Below are 11,720 nucleotides of genomic sequence, written 5' to 3'. Positions count from 1 at the left end.
CCTTCCCCGTCGTGCTCCGCACCCCGCCGTGGCCGGTCACGGGCCCGTGACCGGCCCGGACGGCTAGCCGGTCTTCCTGACCGTGCTCTGCACCTCGCCCACCGGGATGTCGCGGGTGGCCCCGACCTGGACCGGCTCGTAGACGAAGGGCGCCACATCACCCCCGACGCCCTCGACCCCGATGTCCCAGACCGAGGTGACCTCCAGCACGTAGACGCCGCGCGGCTGGTCGATCGAGGCCCGCCGGTAGTTCACACCGCAGGTGAACTTCTCGCCCTTCGCGTACGGCTTGCCGCTCACCCCACATCCCGTCTCCACGACATCCGCCCGCTCGCCGGTGGTGCCCGAGTCGATCTCGATGTTCCCGAGGTTGGCGGTCACGGTGGCGCTCATGATCCCGGGCAGCGTCGCGGTCACGGACCTGGTGGTCTCGCCGACATCGCCCAGCCAGACCCAGGTCGGCAGGTTGACGTAGCTCTTGGCGTCCGGATTGATCTCGACCTTCGGCTCGGGCACGGTCAGCGCGGCGCGGGCGATGTCGACCAGCTCGGCCATGGTGATCCCGGCGGGCGGGGTCGTGCCGGGCGGCACGAACACGTAGGTGTCCAGCGCCATCTGGCAGCTCACCCCGTTGGGATCGGACGCGTCGTGGGCGACCGTCCACCAGCGCCCCTCCTCGCCGAGCTTCTCCACGAACGGCTCGAGGGCCTCATGCCGGGTCTGTGGCGCGCCGGGGTCCACCCGGGTCGACCGCTGCTGGAAGTCCAGCATGTCCGAGGCGTTCTGAGCAGGTTCGTACCAGCAGGGACGCTTGAGCCGGTAGCCGTCGCTCCTCCCCCCGCGGCCGTTCCCGCTGATGATGATCTGGGAGTTCTCGAGGCTGATCCGCGCCGTGTTCCCATCCTGGCCGCCCCGGACCTGGACGTCGGAGCCGCCACCGCCGCCACCGGGATTCGGAGCGAGCAGGAGCAGCCCCGCGACCACCATATTCATGATCATCGATGACATCCCTTCGAGGCTTCACTGAAAGGTTTGGCGTGCTGGAGCAGCTTGATCCGCCAGATCCCGTCGTCGCCCCGCCGGAGGCCGGCGACCTGGAGGAAGGGACGCCTGGCCCAGTCGGGCTGCCTGCGGACCGCCTTCCCGGTCTCCGCGTCCAGCAGCCGCATCCCGGTCTCGTCCACGCACGCGTTCAGCTCGGCCCCCCGGCCGGTGACCGAGACGACGTTCAGCGAGTACAGCCGGGAGATCCCGCGCACCGAGCGTCGCTGGTCCAGGAACGCCTTCACCCACGCGTACGCGTCCTGGCTCGCCCCCTCCTGGACCGTCTCGCGGTATGCGACGTCCCGGCCCCCGGTGACGACCGCCCGGAAGGACCCGGCGCGGTAGTCGCGGAAAGAATTGATCATCGCGGTGGCATCCCGGTCGGTCGTGGCCGGCCACTCCACCACCACCTGGACGTCGGGAGAGACCTGGACCGTCTCCACCTTCGGCGCCGTCGGCGTGGGGCTCGGCGAGGAGATCTCGGGGGGAAGGTCGGCGGGAGTGAACCGCTCGGCCTCCGAGGGGGCGCAGGCCGCCGACAGGAGCACGACCAGCGCGATCGCGACACGCACACCGATCACGTTAGGAGCGCCCAACCGCCGAAACCACCGATATGCGCGATTCGGCATGACTCTCTCCTCGTCGTCCGCCTCCGTACGGCGACCCGCCACGCCACCGCCCTCACCAGGCCCTCCCGCGTCCCCCGCTCGGCGGTCGTCCGGCACGGCACCCGCCCGCCACCGCGTGACGTCCGCCGCGCGGGCCGGGTCCGTCCGGCCCGTCATGCCGTCGGGGCCGAGCGCATCCGCCACGAGGGCAGCAGCTCGTCGATGAGGGCCTCGGTCTCGGGGGCCATCCCGCCGCCGTAGGGGTGGGAGGCGGCCCGCCGGTGCAGGGCGTCGACCACGGCGCGCAGGCGGACGGGGTCGGCGGTGAGGTGGGTGGCCCGCAGCAGGTCGCGCCAGAGCCCCTCGTCGTCGGCGGCCAGCAGCAGCCCGGCGCGCACCGCCGCCACGGCCTGGTCGGTCTCGCCGCGGGCCAGCCGCACCTCGCAGAGCCGGTGCGCGGCGTCCGCGACGCCCGCGGTCACGTTGTACTCCAGGTCGTCGGCGGCCAGCCAGGCGTAGCGGCCACGCGGGCGGCCGTTCAGCAGCGGGCCCCGTACCAGGCTCAGTGCCCGCTCGAGGAGGGCGGGGCGCCCGGCGGGGTTGGCGTGCGACTGGCGGACGAGGTCGCGGAAGAGCATCCAGTCGGTGCGCACCTCGGGACCGAACCGCAGCCGCCCGGACTCGTCGGCGTAGAGGTTGGGCCGCCCCTGGCTGTCGGTGCCCAGCCAGGCGACGACCCGGGCGATCGTGGCGTCCCTGACCACCGGCTGCACGCCCCTCGGCCAGAGGATGCCGCCGAGCACCACGGGGTGGACGCCGCCGGGGTGCGTCGCCAGGTAGACGACCATCTCGACGGCGATCACGGCCCGCCCCTCCTCCATGGGCGGGGGGCCGACGACCTCCGCGGGGCCGAGGACGCGCACCTCGACCGAGGGCGTGTGCGTGACCGGCTCCGGCTCGTCGGGAAGCGGCTCTCCCTCCAGCCGCTCGGTCGCCAGGAACAGGTCGACCAGCGCCCGGTACTGGCGGCGGGGCAGCAGCTGCGCGGCCACGTCGAAGCCGAGCGCGTCGATCTCGGCGCGGCCCTCCTCGGTGATCGTCCAGTTCCAGGTGGCGTGCGGCACGTCGCCCGCGATGACGTACCCGGCGGCCGTCCTGACGCCCTTCCTGGCGAGCAGCGCCAGCCGGCGGCCCTCCTCGGGGGTGGGGGCGATCGCGGACAGCAGGTAGTGCGGGGTGCAGGCCGGGTCGGCGGCGCGCCCGTGGATCCGGCCGGTGAGCACCTCGCCGCCGTGGACGCGCCCCCCGGCCGCGGCCTCCAGCTCGGGCAGGATCTCCGCCAGGCCGCCCACGTACCTGATCCGGTCGGAGGCGATCACGGTCAGCTCCTCGCCGAAGCCGACCAGGGTGACGCGCATCCGGTCCGACCAGCGGTTGGTGGCCAGCTCCACGGCGAGCGCGGCCAGGGCGGCGGTGGCCTGCGGGCCGTTGATGCCGATCGGCCCGTGGGCGGCCTCCAGGTCGACGAGCACCCGGCCCTCCCCGTTGGAACCGAGCGAGACCAGCCCCGGGTACGGGGCGGGCGCGTCGGCGAGCGCCCGCTCGTCGAGCATCCGGCCCTCGTGCGCGGGAAGCCGCCAGACCTGGCCGCCGTCGTGGGCGGTCCAGGGGGCGGGGGCGTCGGGGTCGGGCGGGTGGATCCACAGGTCGAGGGTCTGCGGCGACAGGTGGGCGGCGTAGATCGTGGGCGGGACGCGGTTCTGGGCGGCGAGGGACCTGCCGAGGAGCCGGAGCCCGACGTCGAGCATCCGGCTGCCGGGGGCGTCGGCACCGAGCCTGAGCGCGAGCTCGGCCTGGGCGGCGTCGTCCCTGGGCCGGGTGATCCGGTGCCCGAACGCCCGGTGCCAGAGCTGCTGCCTGCGCCTGCGTCCGAGCGCCGCCAGCAGCCCTGCCGCCGCGAGCGAGGCCCCCGCCAGGTAGTCGAGCATCCCCAGCCCGGCCTCCTGCCCCGCGTCCTGCCCGCTGCCGGGGGGTTCGGCCACCGCCGCCGGGTCCCGCCGCTCCACCTGCCCGGGGTCCTGCCGCCCGCTGTCGGGCACGGTCTGCGACGGGCGCTCGGCCGCGTCGTGGCGCGCCTGTCCAGGACCGGTCTCCCGCGCCCCGCCGGCACCGCTCCTGTCACCGGCCCTGTCGCGGGGGTCGGCGACCTCGGGCGCGGGCTCCGCCGGGAGGTCGGCGCGGCCGGGGGTGAAGGTCTGGGTACGGCCGTCCAGCTCCACCGGCTTGTCCCGGTGGTCCTTGAGGGTGTCCTCGCGCGGCTGGGAGGCCGGGACGAGGTGGATGTTGCGCGCGTCGTCCGGCATGTCCAGGACCCAGCCGGGCCTGATCAGGTCGGCCATGTGGAGGCGGCTGCCGTCGGGCTGTTCCTTGTGCTGGTTGAGCCGGTAGATCTCCGGGTAGCGGCGCCCGTCGCCGAGGCACTTCTCGGCGATCTCCCACAGGCTCTCGTGGTGGCGCCCGTGCGGCGGCTGCACCACGTAGACCTTCTTGGCCTTCTGCACCGGCTCCAGCTCGGCCCGCTCGTCGGCGGCCGGGCCGGACGTCGCGGAGAGCCCGGTGGAGACGATGCCGGGAGCGGCGGGCGGCAGGCTGGTCAGCTTCGCGACCGGCAGGGCCACCGCCGAGACGGTGAACAGCAGCATGGCCGCGGAGACCAGCCGGTTGGCGAACATCTGCGTGCCGCCGGAGAGCGGCACCCTGGCCGGCATGCCGACCCGGCGCAGCCCGGCGTAGATCTCGACCAGCACGCAGACGACCAGCTGCAGCCACGCGAGCCAGACCAGCAGCACGAGGATCGCGACGATCGTGCTCGTGCCCACCTGGCTGGTCAGCAGGTCGAGGTTGAGCAGCTCGGGCGGGAGCGGCGGCCCGGCCAGCCGGAACAGGGCGTAGGGGACCCCCGCGATGAGCGCGACCAGGACGGCCAGCGCGCCGAGGCCCGCCAGCAGGTCTCCCGGTGTGCGCCTGGCCTTGATGCGCGCGGGCTGTCGCGTGGGCATTCGTCTCCCTCCCCGTCCAGATTCTTCGTCGGTCAACCGGTGGGCCGGTGATTCATGGCAATTGGTCTTCCCCGATGTCCGGCCCGGCCGTGGCCTCGGCCTCCATGTCCGAGCCGGGGAAGCCGAAGGCGGCCAGGAAGAACGCCTTCCAGGTGACGGAGACGTTCACGGTGACCTCGGCCTGGTCGCCGCCGAGCGTGCACTCCGTGAGCCGTACGTCGTCGCCGCCGTGGGCGGAGACGATCTCCTCGGCCTTCCCGCAGGTCTCCCCCTCCCCCAGCAGCCGGGCCTCTCCGGTGGCGCGCAGGTGCTCGACGTCGATCTGGTCGGCGGCGGCCCTGGCGGCCTGCTCGGCGACGTCGGCCGCGCGCAGCCTGGCGTTGATCGCGGCCCCTCCGTCGACGAGCAGCCCCGCCAGCAGGAACACCACCACCGAGAAGATCACCGTGAAGATCGACATCGACCCCCGCTCGCCGAGCCCGCCCGGCCGCGCGCGGCGCCCCTTCCCATTGGCCGAACGCACCGGATGCCCGGCCGAACGCACCGAGCGCCCGGCCGTCCGGCACACCGCCGGCGAGCGCGGGAGCCTCCGTCGCGCCGCCGGGCGCGGGAGTCCCCGCCACGCGGGCGGGCGCGGGAGCCTCCGGCACACCGCCGGCGGGCGCACGGGCCCGCTCCGCGCGGCGGCCCGGAGCGCGGGGCTCCGGTGCGCCCCGACGGCGGAAGGGGGCGGGTCGACGGGGTTCACTCCTCCACCTCGATCCTCCGGTACCGCTCCAGCGGGACCACCGAGTCGCCCTTCATCTCCTTGGCCGCGCCGAAGCCCAGGAACTCCAGGTCCAGGGAGCAGGTCACCTCGACGCGGACCTGGCCCTCGCCTTCCTCCGTGACCCACTTCGTACCGGACAGGCTGACCTCCGGCTCGCACTCGCCCGACAGGGCGCCGCGGGCCGCCTCGTCCGCGGCGGCCTCGGCGTCGGACAGGGTGCGCTCGACGGAGGCGGCCCTGGCGGCGTCCCTGGCGGCGCCGTTGACCTCGCCCTGGGCCTCCACCACCCTTCCCGCGCCCACCAGGAACAGCAGGAACAGCAGGAAGACCGGGGCGAGCAGCACCGTCTCGGTGCTGAGCGACCCGCGGTCGCCGCCGGTCTCGGAGATCAAGGGGATCACTCGCACCCTTCGCTTCCGTCGTCGGGCCGGAAGCACTCGATGGGACCGCCGAAACGCGCGGTGACGGTGAACGTGGTGGACGGCAGCAGCGGGACGACCTGGACCGCCGAGGCGGTCACCTCGACACCCCGCCGGTCGCCCTCCTCCCAGGCCGTGACCGTGGCGCCCTCGAGGAGTTTCGGGCCGACGGCCCGGATCAGCTCCTGGGCGCGGGACTCGGCGTCCTGCTGCCAGGACTCGGTGTCGACCCGGGCGAGCCGCGCCCCCTCCCTGGCCGCGGCGTCGGCGATCTGGCGTCCGTGGAACCACAGGGCGGTCTGCACGATGAGCAGGATGACGACCAGCAGGACCGGCATGATGATCGCCAGCTCGACGACCGTGGCGCCGCGCTCGCCGCCACGGTCTCCGGCGCCGCAGCGCCCGCGGCGCCCGCAGCGCCGCGGTCTTCCCGCCCGGTCGCGCTCGCCGTCCCTCTCCCGGTCCTCCCGGTCGCGGTGCCGCGGGCGATCACGGGTCGCCAAGTTCGCCGCCCCCGCCCCCGCCGCCTCCGCCGCCCCCGCCGAACTGGTTGGAGATCTCGGCCTGCTTCCCCTCGACGAGGGTCTTGATGAGGGTGGCGAGCCCGAGCGCCACCCCGGCGATGATGGCCGTGATGATGACCCACTCGACGGCGGAGGCCCCCCGGGTGGGGGCGCTGCGCGCCTTCTCGATCCGGACGCTCAGGACGGCGGCCGCGTAGACGATCCACGGATGGCTCAGCATGGTCAGGACCCCAACATCTTCATAGCGGCAGGGAAACTCAGAAAGATCACGAAGCCCGCGCAGAGCAGGAGCTGCGCGACGAGCATCGACTGGGAGCGCTCGCCCGCCTGCCCCTCGATCTCGGCGAGCTCCCGGCGCCGCATGGTCGCGGCGCGGGCGGTGAGGGAGGAGCGGACCTTGGCGCCGTCGTCGGCGACCAGTCCGAGCGCGGCGGACAGGTCGCGCAGCTCGTCGACGTTGATCTCGTCACCGAGCTGGCCGAGGGCCTGCCAGGGGGTGATGCCGACGATCCTGGCGTTGCCGAGCGCCTCGCGGATGCGGGACATCGCCCAGTTGGCCCCCTCGTCCTCGGGACCCGTGCTGCCCACGGAGACCGCCATCATCAGCGCCTCCGGCACCCCCCGCCCGCCCGCCAGGTTCATCGCGACGAGATCGAGGAAGGAGCCGACGACGTGCCGGAAGTCGCGGCGCATCCGCGAGGCGTCCCGCTTGACCTGCAGGTCGGGCAGGACGAAGAAGACTCCGGCGACCGCGAGCGCCGCCCACAGCGGGACGGTGAGGGAGACGCCCCACTCCATCAGCACCAGCCAGCCGACCAGCAGCGGGAACGCCAGCAGCCCGGAGACCGCGAGCAGCACCTTGGTGGCCAGGAAACCCTCGAACGACCTGCCGAGCAGTGCGAGGTCGGCCCTGGCCGAGCGCGCCTCCCAGCCCCTGGCGGCGTAGAAGCGGGCCATCCGCTCGCCCAGACCGCGCCGGAACGCGCTGACCTCCTCGTCGGGCAGGATGAGCCGGGTCCGGGGCGCGTCGGTGCCCTCCCTGGCGGCGTCGAGTGCCAGCAGCCGTGTCACCAGCCCGGGACGGGCCGGGAACAACGCCCGCAGCAGCAGGAACAGGCCTATCCCGAGCACCGAGCCGGCGAGCAGCGCCTCAGTCATCGCGCACCTCGCCTCCTGAGGGCAGGCCGAGCAGGCGGGCGGGCTTGTCGAAGCGGGCCAGGCGGCGCATCCAGGCGAACCCGGCGCCGAAGAGCCCGGCGACCACCACGAGCACGGCCTGGCCGAGCGTGTTGTCGTACTCCTCGACGTAGGAGGGGTTGAACACGACGAGCATCACGGCGAAGGCGACGGCGGTGCCGACCACGATCTGCACGCTGCGGCGGGTGGAGCGGCGCTCGGCCTCGACCCGGCGGCGCATGTCGAGCTCCTCGCGCGCCGACACCGCCAGTGCGCCGAGGACGTCGCGCAGGCCGGGGCCGCGCAGCTTGGAGTTGAGGATGAGGGCGGCCACGACCAGGTCGGCGGAGGGGTCGTCGAGCTCGTCGGCGAACAGCCTGAGCGCGTCGGGCAGCGCCATCCTGGTGTGCAGGCGGTCGACCATGGACCGCAGGTGCGGGCGGAGCGTGGGGGCCGCCGCCCGGATCGAGGAGGGGATCGCCTGCTCCAGCCCGGCCGCTCCGGCGATGGTGTCGCGGAGCGACTCGGTCCAGGCGGCCAGGGCCTCCAGCCGCCGCATCGCGGTCCGCTCCTCCGCGGCGCCGCCGGACAGGCCCCGCCAGGCCATCGCGAGGAGGACGGCCCCCACCGCCATGACCGGCCACCCGGTCACCACGAGCACGACCACCCCGGCGATGGCCCCCACCGCGGTCCGGGTGGACAGCGCGCGCAGGAACTCGCGCCTGCCCGCCGTCCTGCCGGGGGTGGCCGGCTTGACGGGCACCCCGTACAGGGAGAGGAAGAGCAGGAACAGCCCGGCGCCGAGCGCGAGTCCGGAGAGCAGCACCAGCGGGTCGAACAGGCCCGGCGGAAGGGAGGTCATGCCCAGCCTCCCGGGTCGTAGCCGAAGTGGGCCAGCTCCTCCAGGCACGACAAGGGCGCGTGCGGCAGGACGCGGCCGTCGGGCGCCATCGCGAACACCTCGGAGGAGAGCACCCTGCCGTCCACCCCGGCCACCTCGCGCACGCTCGACACGAAGCGGCGCAGCCTGCCGCCCACCGCGTAGTCGTTGCGCTTCTCGATGAACACCACGAAGTCGATCGCGCCCGCGATGAGCATGTGGGTGGCCTCGATCGGCAGGCGCTCGGTGGCCTGGAGCGCGTAGGTGGCGATGCGGTTGAAGACCTCCATCGAGGAGTTGGCGTGGATGGTCGACAGCGAGCCGTCGTTGCCCTGGGTCATCGCGTTGAGCATGGTGACGATCTCGTCACCGAGGACCTCGCCGACGATCACCCGGGACGGGTTCATCCGCAGGGAACGGCGGACCAGCTCCGCCATGGTGATCTCGCCCTGGCCCTCGGAGTTGGGGAGCCGCTGCTCGAAGGCGACGACATTTGGATGGAGCTCGGGAAACTGGTCGAGCCCGAGTTCCAGGGCGCGCTCGACGGTGATGAGCCGTTCGGACGGTGGAATCTCATTGGCGAGGGCGCGCAACAGGGTCGTTTTCCCGGCGTTCGTCGAACCGGAAATCATGATGTTCTTCCTCGCCGCCACCGCTGCCGAGAGAAAACGACCCAATTCCGGGGTCAGGCTGCCGTTTCCCACGAGATCGGTGAGAAACACCTTGCCCAGCCGGGAACGGCGGATGGAGATGGACGGGCGCACCGTCACGTCCATCACGGCCGAGAGACGCGAGCCGTCGGGAAGGCGAAGATCGAGCTGGGGGTTGGCGGTGTCGAACGGCCTGCTGGACAGGCCGCTGTAGGCGGCGAGGATCTGGATCAGCTCGACCAGCTCCTCGTCGGACTCGGCCACCGGGTCGCGCATGAGCTCCTGGCCGTCGGCGTAGCCGACGAACACCCGGTCACAGCCGTTGATGTCGATGTTCTCGACCTCGGGGTCGTCGAGCAGCGGCTGGAGGCGGCCGACGCCGAACAGGGCGGCGTGGATCCCCGCGGCCAGCGCCTCCTCCTCCTCGGCGGTGGGCGGCGTCCTGCCGACGCCGATCTCGCCGCGGGCGAACTCCTCCAGGATCTGGGCGATCAGGGCGCGGGCGAACTGGCGCTCGTCCTCGCCGGTCATCGGCAGCAGGCCGCTGGCCTGGTCGAGGCGGCGCTGGTGGGCCAGCCTGTCGCCGACGTCCTGCCGGAAGCGTTTCACCAGCGTGTGGTCGATGGTCACGGCCTCGCCCCGCCCGACGGCTCGACGGGCGAGCGGGACGGCTCGGCGGGCAGGCGGGCGGCCTGCTCCCGGGCGCGGTAGGCCGACTCCGCCGACTCCTGGGCGCGGAGCTGGGCGTCGAGACGACCGCCCAGCTCCCTGGCGGTGCGGATCAGCAGGGAGCGGTCCAGCCGCCCGCCCCACTGGCCGCGCAGCAGCTCCGCGCCCTTGGGGTCGTGCGCGAGCCCGCTCACGAAGGCGACGTGCCTGCCGGTGCCCGTGACGATCCGGCGCACCTCCTCGATGGTCGTGCGGTACTGGCGGGGGTCGGCGATCACGACCACCCCCACCTGGGGCTCGCGCGGCATGATCTGCAGGCGTTCGCGCAGGTGGGCGACGTGATCGAGGCTGGCCCTGGTGAACAGCACGACCAGCGAGGCCTCGGTGGTCAGCTCGGCGAGCTGGGGGTGCCCGCCGATGCGCCCGCAGTCGGCCAGCACGTCGGCGTCGGGCATCGTGGCCAGCGCCCGGCCGAGCGGGCCCCAGAGCCAGGTCAGCCCGGCCGCCTGCTCGCCGTGGGTCAGCCCGGCCAGCACGTCCAGGCCGCCGATGATCTTCTGGGTGTGCTCGTGGATCTGGTCGGGGTGCAGGCCCCGGCGGGCCGTGGCCCCCAGGGTGAGCAGGCCCCTGGCGGGGTTGAGCACGCCGCCGTCGGCGGCGGGCAGGCGGTAGGCGAGGTCGCCGCCCGCCGGGTCGCACTCGGCGAGCAGCACCGGGCGCGGCCAGATCGCGCCGAGCGCGGTCGCCGCCGTCGTCACGCCGGGTGCGCCCTTGTCGGCGGCCAGCACGATGAGCGCCACGTCAGCGCGCTCCCGGCAGCTCGGCGAGGGCGATCTCGCCGGTGGAGGCGTACGCGACGATCTCCGGCGAGATGGTGCTGTCCACGATGATGGTGACCAGGCCGTTCGCCCCGGTCCTGCCCGGCGTGCCGATCTGGTGGACCAGGGCGCTCTGCGCCAGCACGCGGCTCTCCCGGTCGCCGCCCGCGCCCCTGCTCGGCACGTGGACGACCTGGACCCGGTCCCCGCGCTCCAGCGTGCCCGGCGTCTGGCCGGGTTTGAGCGACAGGCCGACCTGCGCCTTGCCGGGGCCGAGTTCCCTGCTGGCGGAGACCACCATGTCGCGGGTGAGAAGCGTGCCGGGGATGAGGGTGACGCGGGCGAAGTTCTCGGTGACGCGGGCGCGCTGGGACCAGGCCACGTAGCCGATGCCGGTGTCGGCGATCTGGACCTCCCTCAGCATCGCCTCGGTGAAGGGCTGTCCGGCGCCGACCTGCTGTGAGATGGCGATCGCCGAGACGCGGTCGCCGCTGCGCAGGACGAGCAGCGTGGTGGCGAGGGCGCCGCCCAGGATGAGGAGGACGGCGAGGGCGGCGAGGGCTGGTTTGCGCTCGCGTGGGGGCACGGGAAGTTTGCGCGACGCCGGGCCCGACAGGGTGCCCGCCGAGGTCTGACGCTCGGCGTTGACCGGGACGCGGCCCGTTGGCTTCTCACTGGTCCTCATGGGTAGGGGGACTCCCAGAGTGATCATAAATATGGGGAACTACTGGTCGAATTTACGCCATTATGCGCACCATGCCGACGGGCTGTCGGACAAAAGCCAGGACCCATGCTCGTTTGATAGGAACACGTCTGTCAACGCCACTTCAGAAGAAAATGGCTGTTTGGCTAGATGACGGGAGACTTATCTGGGTGATAAGGACGGTAATTAACTCTCGCACCAATCACCCCACCTTTTTCACACCTCATTCGCGTGTCCGGCCCCGGCCGTCTTCATCCACCCCCCTCCGCCCGTCCCCGACTTCCTTCGCCCGCTTCCCCCGCCCGATTCCTTCGCGCGCCCTCCCCGCCCGCGCCCCTCGCCCGTCGCCTTCGCGTGCCGCTCCGGCCCGTCGCCGGAATGCCGGACACCGGAAGGTCAGG

12 protein-coding genes are annotated in these 11,720 nt (G+C 73.2%); all 12 read right to left on the bottom strand.

The genetic code is table 11. The features are described 5' to 3' along the window. Positions 1-63: 63 nt before the first annotated feature. Positions 64-999, bottom strand: a complete 936-nt coding sequence (locus AB0G15_RS14655; RefSeq protein WP_362839105.1) for a hypothetical protein — start codon at positions 997-999, stop codon at positions 64-66. Beyond that, positions 996-1,616: a hypothetical protein gene (locus AB0G15_RS14650; RefSeq protein WP_362839102.1), complete on the bottom strand. Its 621-nt coding sequence runs from the start codon at positions 1,614-1,616 to the stop codon at positions 996-998. Before AB0G15_RS14650 ends, AB0G15_RS14655 begins: the two co-directional genes overlap by 4 nt. A 209-nt stretch (positions 1,617-1,825) precedes the next feature. Next, complete coding sequence (locus tag AB0G15_RS14645) at positions 1,826-4,711, bottom strand: hypothetical protein (protein WP_362839099.1); 2,886 nt, start codon at positions 4,709-4,711, stop codon at positions 1,826-1,828. A gap of 52 nt (positions 4,712-4,763) precedes the next feature. Then, positions 4,764-5,171 (bottom strand): flp pilus-assembly TadE/G-like family protein, encoded by a 408-nt coding sequence (locus AB0G15_RS14640; RefSeq protein WP_362839097.1) that lies wholly within the window; start codon positions 5,169-5,171, stop codon positions 4,764-4,766. A gap of 284 nt (positions 5,172-5,455) precedes the next feature. Further along, on the bottom strand, positions 5,456-5,887 hold the full coding sequence (locus AB0G15_RS14635) for a TadE/TadG family type IV pilus assembly protein (RefSeq protein ID WP_362839094.1): 432 nt from the start codon (positions 5,885-5,887) through the stop codon (positions 5,456-5,458). Further along, positions 5,878-6,402 (bottom strand): TadE family protein, encoded by a 525-nt coding sequence (locus AB0G15_RS14630; RefSeq protein WP_362839090.1) that lies wholly within the window; start codon positions 6,400-6,402, stop codon positions 5,878-5,880. Before AB0G15_RS14630 ends, AB0G15_RS14635 begins: the two co-directional genes overlap by 10 nt. Beyond that, positions 6,389-6,643: a hypothetical protein gene (locus tag AB0G15_RS14625; RefSeq protein WP_362839087.1), complete on the bottom strand. Its 255-nt coding sequence runs from the start codon at positions 6,641-6,643 to the stop codon at positions 6,389-6,391. Before AB0G15_RS14625 ends, AB0G15_RS14630 begins: the two co-directional genes overlap by 14 nt. A 2-nt stretch (positions 6,644-6,645) precedes the next feature. Further along, complete coding sequence (locus AB0G15_RS14620; protein WP_362839084.1) at positions 6,646-7,581, bottom strand: type II secretion system protein; 936 nt, start codon at positions 7,579-7,581, stop codon at positions 6,646-6,648. After that, the gene (locus AB0G15_RS14615; RefSeq protein ID WP_362839081.1) at positions 7,574-8,461 is read right to left on the bottom strand and encodes a type II secretion system F family protein; all 888 of its coding nucleotides are present in this window, start codon (positions 8,459-8,461) and stop codon (positions 7,574-7,576) included. Before AB0G15_RS14615 ends, AB0G15_RS14620 begins: the two co-directional genes overlap by 8 nt. Continuing rightward, positions 8,458-9,759 (bottom strand): ATPase, T2SS/T4P/T4SS family, encoded by a 1,302-nt coding sequence (locus AB0G15_RS14610; protein WP_362839079.1) that lies wholly within the window; start codon positions 9,757-9,759, stop codon positions 8,458-8,460. Before AB0G15_RS14610 ends, AB0G15_RS14615 begins: the two co-directional genes overlap by 4 nt. Continuing rightward, complete coding sequence (locus AB0G15_RS14605; protein ID WP_362678929.1) at positions 9,756-10,598, bottom strand: hypothetical protein; 843 nt, start codon at positions 10,596-10,598, stop codon at positions 9,756-9,758. The genes AB0G15_RS14610 and AB0G15_RS14605 overlap by 4 nt, the downstream gene beginning before the upstream one ends. Position 10,599: 1 nt before the next feature. Next, entirely contained in the window at positions 10,600-11,301 is a 702-nt protein-coding gene (locus AB0G15_RS14600) for a hypothetical protein (RefSeq protein WP_362839076.1), read from the bottom strand. Between the last annotated feature and the right edge of the window lie 419 nt (positions 11,302-11,720).

The organism is Streptosporangium sp. NPDC023825, assembly GCF_040639575.1.
In the GTDB taxonomy this organism is placed as follows: Bacteria; Actinomycetota; Actinomycetes; order Streptosporangiales; family Streptosporangiaceae; genus Streptosporangium.
Note: the sequence above shows the minus strand (reverse complement) of the source record. Positions and strands in the feature narration are given on the sequence as shown.